Origin of the sequence: Sneathiella limimaris (assembly GCF_012932565.1) — a bacterium.
In the GTDB taxonomy this organism is placed as follows: domain Bacteria; phylum Pseudomonadota; class Alphaproteobacteria; order Sneathiellales; family Sneathiellaceae; genus Sneathiella; species Sneathiella limimaris.
In genome coordinates this window covers 1,840,642-1,856,924 of record NZ_JABBYJ010000001.1, presented here as the reverse complement: position 1 = coordinate 1,856,924, position 16,283 = coordinate 1,840,642, and the positions used below count along the sequence as shown (strand labels likewise).

At 47.1% G+C, this 16,283-nt stretch carries 16 protein-coding genes; 5 read left to right on the top strand and 11 right to left on the bottom strand.

The annotated features are described in order from the left end of the window. Nucleotides 1–6: 6 nt before the first annotated feature. Together HH301_RS09005 and HH301_RS09000 are read right to left on the bottom strand one after the other, a co-directional pair. Nucleotides 7–429: a PaaI family thioesterase gene (locus HH301_RS09005; protein ID WP_169568567.1), complete on the bottom strand. Its 423-nt coding sequence runs from the start codon at nucleotides 427–429 to the stop codon at nucleotides 7–9. A gap of 6 nt (nucleotides 430–435) precedes the next feature. Further along, nucleotides 436–906 carry a PaaI family thioesterase gene (locus HH301_RS09000; RefSeq protein ID WP_169568566.1) on the bottom strand — a complete coding sequence of 157 codons (471 nt, stop codon included), beginning with the start codon at nucleotides 904–906 and terminating at the stop codon, nucleotides 436–438. Nucleotides 907–1,050: 144 nt separating this feature from the next. Between HH301_RS09000 and HH301_RS08995 the strand changes: the two genes are divergently transcribed. After that, on the top strand, nucleotides 1,051–1,950 hold the full coding sequence (locus HH301_RS08995; protein ID WP_169568565.1) for a LysR family transcriptional regulator: 900 nt from the start codon (nucleotides 1,051–1,053) through the stop codon (nucleotides 1,948–1,950). Nucleotide 1,951: 1 nt separating this feature from the next. Here HH301_RS08995 and mgtE read toward each other — a convergent pair whose 3' ends face one another. Both mgtE and HH301_RS08985 read right to left on the bottom strand, forming a co-directional pair. After that, on the bottom strand, nucleotides 1,952–3,361 hold the full coding sequence (gene mgtE / locus HH301_RS08990; RefSeq protein WP_169568564.1) for a magnesium transporter: 1,410 nt from the start codon (nucleotides 3,359–3,361) through the stop codon (nucleotides 1,952–1,954). A 12-nt stretch (nucleotides 3,362–3,373) separates the two neighbouring features. Then, nucleotides 3,374–5,689, bottom strand: coding sequence for an NADP-dependent malic enzyme (locus tag HH301_RS08985; protein ID WP_169568563.1), 2,316 nt, complete (start codon nucleotides 5,687–5,689; stop codon nucleotides 3,374–3,376). A gap of 191 nt (nucleotides 5,690–5,880) precedes the next feature. Between HH301_RS08985 and HH301_RS08980 the strand changes: the two genes are divergently transcribed. After that, nucleotides 5,881–6,456, top strand: a complete 576-nt coding sequence (locus tag HH301_RS08980; protein WP_169568562.1) for a PAS domain-containing protein — start codon at nucleotides 5,881–5,883, stop codon at nucleotides 6,454–6,456. Here HH301_RS08980 and pobA read toward each other — a convergent pair. The 6 genes from pobA to pcaD are packed head-to-tail and all read right to left on the bottom strand — an operon-like array spanning nucleotide 6,453 to nucleotide 11,328. Then, complete coding sequence (gene pobA, locus HH301_RS08975) at nucleotides 6,453–7,625, bottom strand: 4-hydroxybenzoate 3-monooxygenase (protein WP_169568561.1); 1,173 nt, start codon at nucleotides 7,623–7,625, stop codon at nucleotides 6,453–6,455. The two genes, HH301_RS08980 and pobA, sit on opposite strands and share 4 nt — an antisense overlap. Before the next feature lie 47 nt (nucleotides 7,626–7,672). Next, nucleotides 7,673–8,743 (bottom strand): 3-carboxy-cis,cis-muconate cycloisomerase, encoded by a 1,071-nt coding sequence (locus HH301_RS08970; RefSeq protein WP_169568560.1) that lies wholly within the window; start codon nucleotides 8,741–8,743, stop codon nucleotides 7,673–7,675. Nucleotides 8,744–8,772: 29 nt separating this feature from the next. Continuing rightward, nucleotides 8,773–9,387 carry a protocatechuate 3,4-dioxygenase subunit alpha gene (gene pcaG, locus HH301_RS08965; RefSeq protein WP_169568559.1) on the bottom strand — a complete coding sequence of 205 codons (615 nt, stop codon included), beginning with the start codon at nucleotides 9,385–9,387 and terminating at the stop codon, nucleotides 8,773–8,775. Beyond that, nucleotides 9,387–10,127: a protocatechuate 3,4-dioxygenase subunit beta gene (gene pcaH, locus HH301_RS08960; RefSeq protein ID WP_169568558.1), complete on the bottom strand. Its 741-nt coding sequence runs from the start codon at nucleotides 10,125–10,127 to the stop codon at nucleotides 9,387–9,389. The genes pcaG and pcaH overlap by 1 nt, the downstream gene beginning before the upstream one ends. A gap of 2 nt (nucleotides 10,128–10,129) precedes the next feature. Next, the gene (gene pcaC / locus HH301_RS08955; protein ID WP_169568557.1) at nucleotides 10,130–10,522 is read right to left on the bottom strand and encodes a 4-carboxymuconolactone decarboxylase; all 393 of its coding nucleotides are present in this window, start codon (nucleotides 10,520–10,522) and stop codon (nucleotides 10,130–10,132) included. A gap of 11 nt (nucleotides 10,523–10,533) precedes the next feature. Then, on the bottom strand, nucleotides 10,534–11,328 hold the full coding sequence (gene pcaD / locus HH301_RS08950) for a 3-oxoadipate enol-lactonase (RefSeq protein WP_169568556.1): 795 nt from the start codon (nucleotides 11,326–11,328) through the stop codon (nucleotides 10,534–10,536). Between the two features lie 92 nt (nucleotides 11,329–11,420). Between pcaD and pcaQ the strand changes: the two genes are divergently transcribed. The 3 genes from pcaQ (at nucleotide 11,421) to HH301_RS08935 (ending at nucleotide 13,740) form a co-directional block, all read left to right on the top strand. Next, entirely contained in the window at nucleotides 11,421–12,347 is a 927-nt protein-coding gene (gene pcaQ, locus HH301_RS08945; protein ID WP_169568555.1) for a pca operon transcription factor PcaQ, read from the top strand. A gap of 62 nt (nucleotides 12,348–12,409) precedes the next feature. Beyond that, nucleotides 12,410–13,021 carry a peptide-methionine (S)-S-oxide reductase MsrA gene (msrA, locus tag HH301_RS08940; RefSeq protein WP_169568554.1) on the top strand — a complete coding sequence of 204 codons (612 nt, stop codon included), beginning with the start codon at nucleotides 12,410–12,412 and terminating at the stop codon, nucleotides 13,019–13,021. Nucleotides 13,022–13,113: 92 nt separating this feature from the next. Next, a complete protein-coding gene (locus HH301_RS08935; RefSeq protein WP_169568553.1) occupies nucleotides 13,114–13,740 on the top strand; it encodes a LysE family translocator in 627 nt (208 codons plus the stop codon). Between the two features lies 1 nt (nucleotide 13,741). Here HH301_RS08935 and HH301_RS17480 read toward each other — a convergent pair whose 3' ends face one another. Further along, nucleotides 13,742–16,183, bottom strand: a complete 2,442-nt coding sequence (locus tag HH301_RS17480) for a methyl-accepting chemotaxis protein (protein WP_206378241.1) — start codon at nucleotides 16,181–16,183, stop codon at nucleotides 13,742–13,744. Nucleotides 16,184–16,283: the final 100 nt, after the last annotated feature.

Sequence of the window (16,283 nt, the reverse complement as noted above, 5' to 3'; positions counted from 1 at the left end):
TGTCTTTTAAACGGAAATCAAGGTTGCCAGTGCAGTTGCCACCTGACGTTCCTCTGATCCACTTTTGATAAAAATATTGGATTCTGCGACCGTTAATGTCCGGCCAGCTTTAATAACATTTGCCCGGGCAATCAGTGTTTCCCCTTTTGCCGGCGCAATAAAATTGAGTTTATATTCAGCAGTGAGACAGTTTCGACCCTCTGGCATGGTTGAGGCTCCTGCCATTCCGGCTGAGTTGTCCGCCAATGTTCCGACAATTCCGCCGTGGAAAAAACCATCCTGCTGCGACCAGCGCTGATCATAATCCAGAGAAATCTCACAACGGCCAGGCTGCAGCTCAACAATCTGAACACCCAAATGCTTCAGAAAGACCTGAGCATCGATGATGGGTTGCAATCGCTGATACAGGGCCTGATCAATTCTATCCATCTTCGCCTACCCGTTTCGCATAATGTTCTGATTATCGGATCGACCTTTCAGACACATCATCGTAAACACCCCGGTCAAGCATAGGGTATTCTTGTCGTCTTTTTCAGAATACACATCCGCCTTGAGATGATATAGGGCGTCCGAGAAACCAATTACAGTTGCCGCGGCCCTTAACACGTCCCCATCAGATGGATTTAGAAAGTTAGTCTTTAGGTCAACCGTCAGAACAGTACTATTTTCTGGAAAAAGAGAATAAGCTGCATATCCGGCTGCACTGTCAGCGAGAGAGACGACAAGCCCGCCATGAAAGAACCCGTGTTGTTGCGTGAGGTCATGACGCTTTGTGGTGACGAGCTCACAATAGCCTGGCTTTAAAGCACTCATCTCAGCCCCCACCAATGCCATAAATGGCTGGCGCTCAAAACTATCGCACACAACAGCTTGATAATTCGGATTTATGGCTTCGAAGTCAGGCATTTAGCTCATTTTCGAAAGACCGGTCTTTGCCGGACTTTTCACACAATTCTTTTGATTTCCCCAATTCTCATAGGAGTATAAAAAATATCTTCACATAGATAAAATCATTTATTTCAATCAGAATTATTGATATTTTCTATTATTATGGATTTATACCAGCTGCGATACTTTTTGGCCGTTGTTGAAACCCGAAACTTTTCTCGGGCTGCAGAGCGCGCATTTGTTAGCCAACCTACCCTGTCAGCTGGCATCAAAAAGCTTGAGACGGAACTGGGCGTTGATTTATTTCACCGCAGCAAACGAGACATTGCTCTGACAGAAGCAGGCAATCGGTTCCTACCACGAGCTAGATCCATCATTTATGAATGCAATGCAGCCAAACAAGAAGCCGTTGGCCGCCCTCAATCAAGGCGTTTGCAAATCGGAATTCACAGAGTCCTACCCATAAGCCATGTCAGTAGTCTGCTAGCCGATTTTCGAAAAACCCACCCAACAGTTCAACTTGCCTTGAAGGAGGGAAATACAGAACAGCTCGAAAATCTCCTGAACGAAGGGAGGATCGACGTTGCAATTACCATTCCACCAGAAACGTCTGGGCTTCTCGATTATCAACGTTTGTTCACGTCAAAATGCATGCTTGCTGTTTCAAAATCACACCCACTTTCAGGGAAAAACAGTGTCAGCTTAAAGCAACTGGATAGGCAGGATTTTGTTCATCGCAGTCACTGTATTACAGAAACAGAAGTCACAAGAACATTCGCTCGGGCTGGTGTTAGACCCCACATCGTTCTCAGAACGGATGAAGACCAAAAAGCAATTTCGCTTGTCGAAGCGGGCTTGGGATTTTGTATGATGCTGGACAACTTCGCATCTAATGACATCAGCTTTATTCAAGTTGAGGGATTAAGTATTTCAAAACAGTTTGGCCTAACTTGGAACGCTGAAAACGACTCTGAGATCAACAGATCATTCCGGCTGTTTGCCACCAGCCACCAATGGATTTCACGCCCTAGCGAGCCGCAACATCTGGAATGGGCGAGATAAACTAAATAAGAACCAAGCTTGCAATCCCAAGGAAGGCCACAAAGCCAATCACGTCCGTTATTGTTGTCACGAATACGCTAGAGGCTACAGCAGGGTCAATATTATAGCGGTCCAGAGTTATTGGGATCGCCATACCAGAGATACCTGCAACCAGCATATTTACAACCATGGCAACAGCAATGACCCACCCAATGGTATAGTCAGAGAACCAGAACCAGGAAGTCAGGCCGATAAGAACGGCGAAAACACAGCCGTTCAAAAACGCGACTAATGCCTCCTTGCCTAAAATCCGATGCATGTTACTGACTGTTAGCTCCTTGGTTGCAATTGCCCTCACCGCCACAGTCAATGTTTGGGTTCCGGCATTTCCGCCCATACTTGCAACGATCGGCATCAGAACGGCCAACGCGATCACCCGCTCAAGGGTCGCATCAAAGAAACTAATGACGACAGAGGCCAAAATTGCTGTGAACAGGTTGACAAGCAGCCATGTAAACCGAGTTCGCGTGGTATCGAGGATAGAGCCAAAAAGGTCATCTTCACCCACACCACCCAGACGCAGGATATCTTCTTCAGCTTCTTCACTGATAACATCCATAACATCGTCAACCGTGATCATACCAATCAAAGCGCCGTTATCATTGACAACAGCTGCAGAAGACAAACGGTACTGCTTAAAGAGATAGGCAACCTCTTCCTGATCCATATCGACCGGAATTAAGGTCTGCTCTCTTCGCATAATATCAGTAACAGCGACATGACGACGACTGCGCATGGCATGATCAAGGGGAATGGTCCCAATCGGATGATGCCGCGGATCCACCACATAAACTTCATAAAAATCTGTCGGAAGATCGTCGGTATCCCGCATATAATCGATAGTCTGACCAATATCCCAATATTCAGGTACCGCAATAAAGCCACGCTGCATCAGCCGGCCGGCAGTATCCTCTCCATAGCCAAGACCTTCTTCAATGACCAACCGGTCCTCGGCGGCCAGCCCCTTCAGAACCTCTTGCTGATCTTCTTCCTCGAGGTCCTGCAAGACCTCAATCGCATCATCAACTTCCAAATCATTGACAATTTCTGCGATTTCGGAGGCATTCATATCCTCCACGAGCTCTTCACGAACCTGCTCGTCCAGATCCGTGTACACATCCGCATCAATTAAATCATCTGCAAATTCAATTAGTTGCGTTCGATGCTTTGGCTTCAGATATTCAATGAGGTCGGCGATATCGGCAGAGTGAAGTCCTGTGATCTGATCCCGAACAGCTTCAACATCTTCCTGATCGATAAACTCACGAACAAGTTGAACTGTTTCATCCACAAGGCCATAGGTAACTGTCTCGTCTTCCCGCTCGACAGCAACTTCCTCTTTCAGTTCTTCTTTTTCCTGAGTCTCTACCATAACTTTTCTAAACTATTCGGCTCGCTTTCGGGAAACAGGACCTGTCATCATCTTCCCTGATTTATGAAACTGGGCATCTACGGCCGCAATCGCTGTGATATTCACCAGCCCCCTTACCGTAACAGATGGAACGGTAATGTGAACGGACTTCGACATTCCGATCAAAATTGGACCTACTGCAATGCCATTTCCGACTGATTTCGCAATATTATAACCGATATTAGCAGAATCCAGATCAGGCATAATCAGCAAATTCGCAGCCCCTTTCATTTTGGAATTCGGGAAAAGGGCCTCTCGGATTTGCGGATCTAATGCCGTATCGGCCTTCATTTCCCCCTCAATTTCTAGATCGGGCGCGATTTCTCGTATTAGCCTCAAAGCTTCCTTTGCCTTTTGAGCAGAAGCGATGTCAGAGGATCCAAAATTTGAATGGGAAACCAAAGCTACTTTGGGCTCAATACCGAAGCGATTAACTTCATCAGCGGCAAGAATCGCCATTTCAGCCAGTTCTTCAACCGTATGCTCTTCACGCACCTGGGTATCCGAGAAGAAAAGTGGACGCCCCTGCAATATCACCAAATGCAATGCAGATGCATGCCGTACACCTTCGCGGAGCGGGATAATTCCATGTACTCGTCTGAAATGCTTGGAATATTTCCCATATGTACCACAAACAAGTGCATCCGCATGCCCCAAATGCACCATCATCGCACCAATTACTGTTGTGTTAGTTCTAATGTGCGCTCGGGCTGTATCTGGATCCACACCATCACGCTCCCGAATGGCATGATAGGATGTCCAGTATTCTCTGTACCTCGGATCATCTTCGGGATCAACAATCTCGTAATGCTCACCCTCTTTTAGCCGCAACCCCGCTTTTTCGATACGGAACTCAACGACTTTACGTCGACCTACTAAGATCGGACGGGCTAACCCCTCATCCACGACAGTTTGGACTGCAGAAAGCACTCGTTCATCCTCACCCTCAGCATAGGCGACGCGCATCAATTCAGCTTTTGCCTGATCGAACAGAGGGCGCATAACAAATTTTGTTCTGTAGATGAAATTGGAGAGGTGCTCATAATAATGTTTGAGATCATCGAGCGGCCGACTAGCAACACCACTCTCCATCGCAGCTTTAGCGACAGCAAAGGAAACTTCCACATAAAGCCGGGGATCGAACGGGGTCGGGATTAAATATTCTGGCCCAAAACTCTGCTGAGCACCGCCATAGGCCTTGGCAACAATGTCAGACTGCTCAGCCTTCGCAAGATCGGCAATCGCTTTTACCGCAGCTAGTTTCATTTCCTCATTGATTTCGGTCGCGCCGACATCCAGCGCTCCCCGAAATAGGTAAGGAAAACAAAGGACATTATTCACCTGATTAGGATAGTCAGAGCGCCCGGTCGCAATTATGGCATCAGGACGAACTTCTTTTGCCTCTTCTGGCAGGATCTCCGGCGTCGGATTTGCCAAAGCCATGATGATGGGACGCTCTGCCATGGTCGCCACCATTTCTTTGGTCAAGGCACCGGGACCAGAGCATCCAAGAAAGATATCCGCCCCTTCGACAGCTTCGGCCAAAACCCGTTTATTTGTCTCAACCGCAAAGTCAGATTTATAGGGGTCCATCTCAATTTCTCGGCCCTTATAAACAACCCCATGAATATCACTGACGATAATATTTTCTTTGGGCAGCCCAAGACTTACCAACAACCTTAGACAAGCGAGAGCGGCAGCACCGGCGCCACAGGCGGCCAGACGAACCTGTCCGATATCTTTGCCGACAACACGTAACGCATTATAAACCGCAGCAGCCACACAAATGGCAGTTCCATGCTGATCATCATGGAAAACCGGGATGTTCATCCTCTCCCGACATTTCTTTTCAACTATAAAACATTCCGGCGCTTTGATATCTTCAAGATTGATACCGCCAAAAGTCGGCTCCATAGCGGAAATGATATCAACTAAGCGCTCCGGATCCCTCTCATTCAGTTCAATGTCAAAAACATCAATTCCGGCAAACTTTTTAAATAGAACGGCTTTCCCTTCCATAACTGGTTTCGATGCCAAGGGACCGATCGCTCCAAGCCCCAGCACAGCAGTCCCATTTGTAACGACACCTACAAGATTTCCTCTAGCGGTTAGATTTGCTGCTTCGTTAGGATCTTCACTAATGGCCATACAGGGATGGGCCACTCCCGGTGAGTAGGCCAACGAGAGGTCCGATTGCGTTTCCATCGGTTTAGTTGGGGTTATGGTCAGCTTTCCTGGCTTCGGATACCTGTGATAATCCAGTGCTTTTTCAGATGAATCTGATTTCATTTCTTTTCCTTTGGTCCAAGAAACCTTAATCCCTGCAATCGGTTATTGAACTGAATATGCCGAAAAAAACAAGCATGACAAGCCCATATTCTAAAGGAAAAGGTAAGCCTTTACCTTATATTATCTACCAACTAAGCTATACATGATCTAATATACAATTCAGAACACACTAATAAATAATCGTGCATCACATGAAATTCGAATTTTTCGCAGGCAAAACTTCAGAAAACGAAACTCTGAAGACCCTTATTGCAAATTTACAAACACCTGAAATCAAAGATCTAAAATGCACGAAGCTTGATGTCACCAATGTGACAGCGGACGACTTTAAGCTGGAAATCCATCAAACAGTATGGAACTACTGGCAGAAACTTCGTGGCGACGAAGAAATCGCAATCTATGATACGATAGATCCAATCGATTTAAACAGAGCTATCGGCTACATCCTGCTTCTGGAGCCAAATGAGGATTTAACTGATTTTCGCTACCGTGTTTACGGTTCAACAATCGCTGAACGCTTTGGCGCCGAAATGACAGGAAAATGGGTCACTGAGTTTAAAGGAGGCCAAAAAGAGCTCTCCATCTGCCAATATTCACTCGTGCTCTCAAGAAAATGGCCAATTTATTCGGAACACTATACCTCTATTCGAGATTTCAAACGGACAAAATGGTGCCGCTTGATACTTCCGATGCAGCATCAATCCGGCGCCATTAATAGGATTCTTGTGGCAAACGTGCCAAAAGATCAGGAATTTGATCTGGTTTAGTAAGGTAGCCCTACATAATTTTCTGCTAGAGATTTCTGAGCCGCCTCTGAAGAAAACAGATACTCAATCTCTGTTCGTTGGATATGGGTATCAAACTCACTATAGTCCGGAAATTTATGAAGCAGTGTGGTCATCCACCAGGAAAACCGCATAGCTTTCCAAATTCGCTTCAAAGCAGTTTGTGAATAGCTATCCAACTTTTCACTCGACCCTTGCTCATAAAAAGCAATCAATGCCTCTGACAAATAGTGAATATCTGATGCCGCGAGGTTGAGCCCCTTCGCTCCGGTTGGCGGGACAATATGCCCTGCATCCCCAGCGAGGAATAACCGACCATAAGTTAAAGGTTCAGATACAAAGGAGCGTAATGGAGCGATACTCTTTTCTATTGAGGGGCCCATCTCTAGTTTAGCCGCATCCTCCTCTGGAATGCGTCGCTTTAACTCATCCCAAAAGGCCTCATCGCTCCAATTTTCCGGGCTATCATCCAGCGAACATTGAATATAGTAACGGCTCAATTTCGGATTACGCATGGAGCAAAGAGCGAAACCACGATCATGCTGACAGTAAATCAGCTCGTGAGAAACTGGAGCTGTCTCGGACAAAATACCCAGCCAACCAAAGGGGTACACCCGTTCATACTCCCTCCGAACAGTTGTCGGAATGGCCTGCCGGCTCACTCCATGAAATCCGTCGCACCCAGCAATATAATCACAGTCAATCCGATATTCTTGTCCATCCTTACGGTAAGTTAAAAAAGGAGAATTTGTTTTCAGGTCGTTTAACTCAACATCACTGACTTCGTGAATTATTTGACCGTTCATTTGATGGCGCGCCTGATAGAGATCACGGGTCAGTTCAGTTTGCCCGTAAACCATAACTGTCGATCCGCCAGTCAATTTTTTCAGATTTATATTATGCTTGGTTCCCTGCTGAGAAATATCAAATCCTTCATGGATTTGGCCTTCCCGCATCATTCGATCACTAACGTTTGCCTTTTTTGCCAGTTCAACCAGTCCTTGCTCTAGGACACCAGCCCGGATACGCCCCAACACATAGTCTTCTGTTTGCCGCTCCAGAACAATTGTATCGATATTATTTAAATGCAGCAGTTGCGACAGAAGAAGGCCTGAAGGACCACCACCAACAATGACAACCTGAGTTTTCATGACTTATAACTTCCTTCTAACAAACATCCATCTACTGGCGACACCGATTACCTTGGTGACTTAGCACCAAGCTCTTGAATATCTTCGAACAAACGCTCCGCAATATTTAGTGATGAGTAGGTCGCAGCTAACATTTGTGGCATCAGCATCCACTCTAAAGTCCAACTGCTACCGGATCGCTCAAACTCATGCACACTAGACACAGAAATCCCGCCACCCAGGGTCGCGTTATACTTTGCGAGCGTGATAAGGGTTTCAGCTTTAACAGGGTTCTGCTTGTGAGGCATCGCAGAAGAGCCCCCTGCCCCTGCAAGTCGAACTTCACCCACCTCATTCATCGCCATTAACGCAATATCTGTGCCTGCTTTGCCAAGCGCAGTCGTTATGGAATGAAGCCAATTCGCCAAACTCTGGATCGACGACCGATTTGTGTGCCAGCTTCCACCTGGGTCTTTTAGATCTAGTTTCTCAGCCAGTAGCGCTCTAACTTTGGGCCCCTTATCACCTAAATCCTGTAAATTTCCTATCGCACCCGCAAATTGGATACGGAGTAATTTTCCCCTGAGATCATCCAGCTGTTCGACAGCGTCGACCAAAGGGCCGTCCCATTGATTTAAACGCTGGGATGCCGAAAATGGATACGCAACCTGAAGCCGGGTTCGAGCATTGATTTGGTTCTCTCCAAATCGATATTTCAACTGCTCTATGGCTCCAACATTTGCAGCAAGCCGAACTTCAATCTTTTTCAACGCCTTTGACAATCGTAAGATCAAAGAAGTGTCAATCACATCCTGACTGGTCGCCCCGAAATGCAGGCTGGATTTCATCTCTTCCGGCAAAAGTGATCGAAGCTCTCGAACCAATTCAGGAACAACCACGCCATCAGAGGCAGTTCCCTGCCGCAATGCTTCCATATCCGGCTCAAAACTCTCGCAAACTGTTTTAATTTGAACCGCATGGTCCATCGGAATTACGCCGCACTCACCTTCCGCCAGCGCGAGCTCCTTCTCAAAACGGACCATCTCCGTAATTTCCGAATTCCCTGAAAACAAAGGCAGGATATCTGCCCCCGAAAACAGGTCTGAAAGATACGAATGATCAAAAACGGAGATGGACATTCAGAATTCCCACTGCAATTGCTTCGTACTCAGATGTCAAAAAAGACGGTTTCCTGATCACCTTGTAAGTGGATATCAAAGCGGTATTCCGATCCGGTTTTCTTTGCAATCAAAGTTGGAACCCGGCTCTGATGCTCAATTCGGGTAAGGATTGGATCTGCTTTATTCGCCTCGTCCTCATCGGAAAAATACATGCGTGTATGTAGGCCAAGATTAATGCCCCGCGCCACAATCCAAAATGTGATGTGAGGCGCCATCGGCCGTCCATCCTTGAAAGGAACCGAACCGGGTTTGATGGTTTCAAAAACAAACTCACCTGTATCCATCGCCCCTGGGCAACGCCCCCAGCCACTGAAGTTTGGATCAGCAGCACCGCGCATTTCAAAGGGGCTATTGTACAGCCCTTTGGCATCTGCCTGCCAAATTTCAACAAGCGCGTCCTTCAACGCGGCCCCTTTTCCATCAATAACAGATCCGCGAACCGTGATCCGCTCACCTTCGGTCAAATCATTGACCATTGTGACACCCAAATCCTCAGCGAAGACTCCCTCAATGCCCGAGAAATTTGGAGTACAACCAATATGGACATATGGTCCTGCAGTCTGGGATGGAGTTTCTTTCAAATAATCAAGCGGCTGTGTCATTAGTTCCCCTCCATCCGATTTTCAAACATGGTGGATCTCCGACCCCGAAGGACGATGTCAAACTTGTAGGCGAGACTATCCATTGGCAGGGTATTTCCCATATCCAAAGGTGCAATCAGTTGATCAATCGCTTTCTGATCAGGAATGGTATTTACAATTGGACATCTTGCGATAAGCGGATCGCCCTCAAAATACATCTGAGTGATAAGACGCTGCGCAAACCCCTGCCCGAACACTGAAAAATGAATATGCGCTGGACGCCAGTCATTCACCCCATTCGGCCAGGGGTAAGGGCCTGGTTTGATAGTCCGAAAACAGTAAGCCCCGGCATCATCCGTAATGGCTCGCCCGCAGCCGCCGAAATTTGGATCAAGTGGTGCAAGATATGTTTCTTTCTTATGCCGATATCGGCCACCCGCATTTGCCTGCCAAAACTCCACTAGGACATTCGGAACCGGTTTGCCCCGTTCATCCAACACGCGGCCATGAACGACAATCCGCTCACCGATTGGCATCTCACCGTTTTTGGCGTAGTTCAGAATTAGATCGTTATCCAACTCGCCAATCTGGTTGTGGCCAAACACTGGACCAGTCATTTCGCTCACTGTGTTATCAAGCGATAGAAGAGCTTTTTGCGGAGACCGCAGAACACTGGTTTTATATGTTGGCGTAAATGCTGGGGGATGCCAGTTCCGATCCCGTTGCATGAACGCTCCATTATCTTTCTTTTCATTAGACATGGTTAAGCACCCCGTTCCTCATCTAGCTTCTTGAAAACCTCTTTGACGACCTTAATCGCACTATTGGCTGCAGGTACACCAGCATAAATAGCCACATGGAGCATGGCCTCGCGAATATCGTCACGGGTAGCGCCGGTATTTTCTGCTGCCCTGACATGCATCGCCACCTCATCATAATGCCCGAGGCCCGCTAACAGTGCTATTGTTACCATTGACCGCTCTCGCTTTGTCCATTGATCGCGGGACCAAACAGCCCCCCACGCACCCTCAGTGATCAATTCCTGAAACGGAAGATCAAACTCAGTCTGGTTCGCTTCAGCACGTTTCACATGTGCTTCCCCCAGAACCGATATTCGAGTTTTCCGGCCAGTCTCGAACTTTGCCGATTTTTCCATATTAATGTTCCTCAACTGAGATGTTTTTGCAGGAATGACGATAAACCCGCAATCAACTGAGCAGGTTGTTCAACGCAAGGAATATGACCTGCGTCTTTAATCTCTAGTAACTCCGCCCCTTCAATCAGTCCGCAAAGTTCTCTGACCAGTTCAGGGGGAGTAGAAAGATCTTGATCTCCAACAACACATAGAACCGGCATCTTTAAATTGCTCAGCTCATTGGTGAAATCAGCATCTCGAAGGGCATGGCAGGTACCGATATATCCGCCTAAATTTTGTCTAGCAAGCATCGACTTACACCCCTGAAACACGGGATTATCCTCACGTCGAAAGCTTTCCGTGAACCACCGCTCCATAATTGCATCGACCATTGGCTCCAGTCCGCCGGCTTCAAGCCCGGCAATCCGTTCCTGCCACATATCAGCCGTTCCGATTTTATGCCCTGTATCGCAAAGAACAGCAGCCTTGATCAAATCGGGGCGTTTAAGGCTTATTCCTTGCGCAATCATACCTCCAACGGACAAACCACAAATTAACACATCTCGAAGGCCCACATGCTCAATCAGCGCTTCTACATCCGCAATATGATCTTCCATCTTGTAAGGGGGAGAGCCCTCTGAAGACAATCCGTGTCCTCGCTTGTCATAGAGAAGAAATGAGCAACTCCCAGACATCCCTTCAACGATTGCATCCCAAATCCGAAAGTCTGTTCCAAGTGAGTTGGCAAAAACGATAACAGGCTTGCCAGCCCCTGCATCAACGAACTTGTAATGAAGTGTAACGCCATTTACCGCCACAAACTGCATTTGCTTCCTCCCTTTATTGAGCCAATGAAAACAGATTGATTTTGTAAGGTAAAATGATTAATTTGGCGAAACTAATAACCAAAAGGTTATAAATGAGCAAACCTCCAATAAAGTTCAGGCATTTATCTATTTTCATTGAGGTCGCCCGCCAGAAGAGCGTTGGCAAGGCGGCAGAAATTTTGTCGATCAGCCAACCCGCTGTGACCAAAACCATTCGAGAACTAGAAGACATCCTGCAAGTCAAACTCTTTGAAAAAGATGGGCGCGGCATCAAATTGGGGCGAATGGGAGAAGTGTTTCTCAAGCACGCCGGCGCGAGCGTCGCGGCTATCCAGCAAGGTGTGGACTCAGTCAACCAAGCAATTCTAAACGCTGCACCCCCGGTTCGCATTGGTGCCCTACCAACTACATCTGCCCGGATTATGCCAGCGGCCATGCAGCTCTACCTCACTGAAAATGTCGGAAATGAGGTCAAGATCGTCACCGGGGAAAACGCTGTATTGCTTGAACAACTGCGGAATGCTGAACTGGATATCGTAGTGGGGCGCCTTGCCTCTCCGGAAAAAATGACAGGTCTGTCTTTTGAACATCTTTACAGCGAGCAGGTGCGCTTTGCTGTCCGGTCAGGTCATCCCCTACTCAGGCACAAGAATTTACGACTAAACGAGCTTCGCAATTACACTATTCTGATGCCAACACAAGCCTCGGTCATTCGTCCATTTGTCGAACGGTTTTTGTTGGCTAATGGAATCCCGGAACTTCCAAGCCAAATTGAAACAGTATCTGATAGCTTCGGCCGGGCATTCATCCGAGATAGCGATGGGGTTTGGATTATCTCCCATGGCGTTATTGCTCATGACCTTGAAACTGGCCTTATGTCAGTTTTGCCAATTGATACATCAGAGACCAAAGGAGCAGTTGGCCTGACCACCCGTGCGGATATTGAAGAAAACACCTCCCTCAGCATCATGATGCAATGTATTCGTGCCGCCTCTGCACGCCTTCACGAAACTGTGTAAGAGTGTGTCTTGCGGGTGTCATCAGCTGGCTTAGGTTAGGAGTAGTTTTTGAAAGGGCCGTTATGATTAAAAAGTCCATTTTTACGCTTTTAACTATTGCGATGTTCTCACTCCTGCAGTCTCTACCCGCAAAAGCCGCTGAGGAAATCGCAATCTTTGCAGGTGGTTGCTTCTGGTGTGTTGAAAAGGATTTTGAGCATGTAAAAGGTGTAAAAACTGCCGTCTCTGGATACACAGGCGGGACAATGGCGAACCCAACATATAGAAATCATGGTAAGCATATCGAAGCCGTTCGAATTTCATTCGACCCGGAAATCATCAGCTACTCTGAACTGGTTGAGATCTTCTGGCGATCTATTGACCCGACTGATGCAGGGGGACAGTTTTGCGATCGCGGCCATTCCTACACAACAGCAATTTTCGCAACATCAGACGATCAGAAATTAATTGCAGAAGCCTCCAAAGCAAAGCTAGTTGCTTCCGAAATCTTGCCTAATCCAATTGTTACCCCCATTCGAGACGCAGGGCCCTGGACGGACGCGGAAGGATACCATCAGGATTATTATAAAAAGAACCCGCTCCGCTATAAACTCTATCGCTATAACTGCGGCCGCGATGCCCGCATAGAGGAGCTCTGGAAAGATCAGGCCCTCGCCGGTATCGCCAAGGAATAGGCCCAGATCTGAGACAAAAAGAACGGGCTTGCACCTCCCTCGATGATCTGTCTTTAGTGATAAGCAGACATCAATTGAGAAGAAAGCCTATAATGTCCTTGGAACTCTGGATCGCTTTTGTTGCCGCCAGCGCAGCTTTACTGGCCTTACCGGGCCCAACTGTCATTTTGATAACAAGTTATGCGATGAACCAGGGACGCAGGACCGGGCTAGCCACCATACCAGGTGTCGCACTTGGCGATTTCGTCGCGATGACCACATCCTTGCTGGGGGCTGGCGCAGTTCTGGCTGCCTCAGCAACTTTATTTACGGCACTTAAACTAGTCGGGGCAGCCTATCTAGTTTGGCTTGGCTTTAAACTTTGGAAAAGCCGCCCGGAACTTGGGGAGATTACCTCAACCGGCAGTTCCCAGTCTTTGGGCAAGATGTTCTGGAACGCCTTTATTGTAACGGCCCTGAACCCAAAAGGGATTGTCTTCTTCGTCGCATTTATTCCGCAATTCATTGATCCGGCTGAACCTGCCTTCATTCAATTTGTCATTTTAGAAGCAACCTTTGTCACCATGGCTGCAATCAATATCGCACTCTGGGTTTTCTTGACGGATCGCTTCAGAGCCAAATTTCAGAACCCAAGGCTATTGAACTCCTTAAACAAAACCGGCGCCTCATTTCTCATGGGCGCCGGGGTTTTCACAGCATTGGTTGGCCGGAATAGTTGATTTAAGCAGTTTTCTTCTGAATAGAGGATAAGAAATCCCGAATTTGAGATCGCATCTTCTGGAAATCCTCTACCATGCTTGTCGTGGCGGTTTGCTGTTCTTCTGCAGCACCACCTGTCCGTTCAGCCTCTTCACTAATTTCAGTCATGGTTCTACTCACATTCAATGAAGCATTCTCAGCTGAGCGCACTCTCTCCCCAATTTCCGATATGGTTTGAGCTTGGGTTCCAACAGCGCTCTCAATTGTTTCCGTCGCTGCGTTGATTTTCTCAATGGTGCGAGTGATCTCTGATGCTTTGTCCACTGTGATTGATGTAGCCCCTTGAATGTCAGAAATCTGTTTCGAAATTTCTTCAGTCGCCTTTTCTGTTTGGCTAGCCAGGTTTTTGACTTCACTGGCTACAATTGCAAAGCCTTTACCAGCTTCCCCAGCTCGGGCCGCTTCAATCGTCGCATTCAGCGCCAATAAGTTTGTCTGACTTGCAATATCTTCAATCAAGGCAACAACTTCACCAATTTTATTCGCGGTTTCAGCCAAACCATTAATCGTTTCAGAGGTTGAGGCGGCATGTGTTACCGCTTCCTTACTGATTTCAGCCGAGGTTGAAACCTGTTTCCGAATTTCTTCAACAGATGTGTTTAAAGTAACGGTTGCTTCAGTCACCATCTGAACATTGGAAGCCGTATCCTTGGATATTTGGTCCATTTCTTTGGATTTATGAAGAGTTTGCTCAATCATAGAAGCAACAGTGTTTGCCGTCAGACGCACTTTATCAGACGCTGTATTCACAGCATCCATTGTGTCTGTCATATCCCGATCAAAGGCTTGGATAAGCGCTGCAACCCTCTCGGCTTCCGCTTCATCTGCCATTTTTTGCGCCGCAATCTGATCTGCTCTGGCTTCGGCCTGCTGTTTCTGCTCTGCAACTTCAGCGGCCATATTTTCGCGCTCCGTCACATCTTCCCAAGTGAACATAGTGCGATTGTGCTGCCCGTCCGCATTTAGTACCGCTGCTAGCGAGACTTCATACTTTTGTGGTCCAACAGAAATGACATCTTTAAAGGGCAGTAAATTTGCATCAGAAATCTCACTTACCCGTTCCTGCGAAATGCCGATCACATCCCAAATCTTGGTCTTAGAATCCAATGCATCGCCGGTTCGACCTTTCATATCATTGCGACCAGCTTCATTCACAAAATAAACTGTACCTTGCAAGCCAACCAAGGCAGTTGGGATATGACTGCATTCTATCATGTTCCGAAGCTGGAAACTGTCCTCAACGCTGCTGCGAAGACTGGCAAGAGCCCGAACCATATGAAGGAACTCATCACGGCCGACTTTAGGCAAATCGATGTCTGTATGACCTCTACTGATTTCCGTTAGCCTGTCTGAAAAGCGGCTAATTTTCCGAAACAGTGTGAAGTTCAACAGGATCCAACCCGCGATCCAGGCGATCAGAATTCCCCCAGCTATCCCAAGCAATGCAGAGTTCCTAAGTCCTGTTGTCTCACCGGTAAAAGAGCCCACATCCCGGGTCAGCTCGGCGACCATCCAAGTGTCACCAGTTGTACTGGGGATTTCAATATCGATTGTATTCAGCTGATGAAAGCCAGGCTCTTCTGAACTTGAAATATGGCTACCATCTTCAGAAACCGATTGAGTTCCTTCTGATTGGCCCTCAGCAGGAGCACTCTCCTGTCCGGTAAAATGCCGGAAATCATCTTCAAGCAGAGTATTTCCGTTAACGTCCAGATAGACCAGATCCCCATCCATATATTCGCCCAACCCCAGCAGATGAGGAAGCGGGTTCGTTACAACTTCAATAAACCCAGCGAGCCGAAATCCACCAATTGGTGCGATAACACTATGGACAGGTGCCCCTTTTTCAGTTCTCCAATAGTATGAAGCGGTTACACGGCTTTGCTTCTTATCCCGTGCCAGCAATACCTCTTGAATCTGGGGAATAGACGTAACCGACTCCCCTTCGCCTTTTTCCGAGGTTGCAACTCTCTTCATATCTTTATCAAAAATATTCACGGTAACCAGAAAGAACTCCTGGCGCGTAATGATTGCATCATTGTGAAATGCTGTTGCCTGAATGGTCATATTAGCCGGATTTTCATCCTTTACCGCCTTCACAAGCGGTTCGTGACGCGACCAGTTTTTAACGTGAGGTGTAAATTTGTCCGTATATTGAAGTTTGATACGGTCATTTACCAGAAACCGAAGGGTATCGGAGGCGTTATCTTCAAAGACCTGAAGTGAAAACTGCGTAAACTTTTCCGCGATCTTGACCTGACCCGCCAGGAGAGCAACCGACAATAGGACTGCCAATGCGACAAGCACCCGACGCGGCGTCCAAAACAGTGAGGCAACAATCTCCTGATCCGCAGTTTCTTGCTCTTTTTTAAATAAATTAGATGTAAAAAATTTTTTAAACATAAAAACCAAAACCCGCTCCTGTGAATGGGTTCATGTTTAATCGATAAAAATGTATATATTGTTACCTATGCCAAAATACATAGAAATATGATCTAACTAT

Coding starts and splice junctions, on each gene's coding strand:
- HH301_RS09005 (WP_169568567.1), bottom strand. CDS start 429: ATGGATAGAATTGATCAGGCCCTGTATCAGCGATTGCAACCCATCATC.
- HH301_RS09000 (WP_169568566.1), bottom strand. CDS start 906: ATGCCTGACTTCGAAGCCATAAATCCGAATTATCAAGCTGTTGTGTGC.
- HH301_RS08995 (WP_169568565.1), top strand. CDS start 1,051: ATGGATTTATACCAGCTGCGATACTTTTTGGCCGTTGTTGAAACCCGA.
- mgtE (WP_169568564.1), bottom strand. CDS start 3,361: ATGGTAGAGACTCAGGAAAAAGAAGAACTGAAAGAGGAAGTTGCTGTC.
- HH301_RS08985 (WP_169568563.1), bottom strand. CDS start 5,689: ATGAAATCAGATTCATCTGAAAAAGCACTGGATTATCACAGGTATCCG.
- HH301_RS08980 (WP_169568562.1), top strand. CDS start 5,881: ATGAAATTCGAATTTTTCGCAGGCAAAACTTCAGAAAACGAAACTCTG.
- pobA (WP_169568561.1), bottom strand. CDS start 7,625: ATGAAAACTCAGGTTGTCATTGTTGGTGGTGGTCCTTCAGGCCTTCTT.
- HH301_RS08970 (WP_169568560.1), bottom strand. CDS start 8,743: ATGTCCATCTCCGTTTTTGATCATTCGTATCTTTCAGACCTGTTTTCG.
- pcaG (WP_169568559.1), bottom strand. CDS start 9,387: ATGACACAGCCGCTTGATTATTTGAAAGAAACTCCATCCCAGACTGCA.
- pcaH (WP_169568558.1), bottom strand. CDS start 10,127: ATGTCTAATGAAAAGAAAGATAATGGAGCGTTCATGCAACGGGATCGG.
- pcaC (WP_169568557.1), bottom strand. CDS start 10,522: ATGGAAAAATCGGCAAAGTTCGAGACTGGCCGGAAAACTCGAATATCG.
- pcaD (WP_169568556.1), bottom strand. CDS start 11,328: ATGCAGTTTGTGGCGGTAAATGGCGTTACACTTCATTACAAGTTCGTT.
- pcaQ (WP_169568555.1), top strand. CDS start 11,421: ATGAGCAAACCTCCAATAAAGTTCAGGCATTTATCTATTTTCATTGAG.
- msrA (WP_169568554.1), top strand. CDS start 12,410: ATGATTAAAAAGTCCATTTTTACGCTTTTAACTATTGCGATGTTCTCA.
- HH301_RS08935 (WP_169568553.1), top strand. CDS start 13,114: ATGTCCTTGGAACTCTGGATCGCTTTTGTTGCCGCCAGCGCAGCTTTA.
- HH301_RS17480 (WP_206378241.1), bottom strand. CDS start 16,183: ATGTTTAAAAAATTTTTTACATCTAATTTATTTAAAAAAGAGCAAGAA.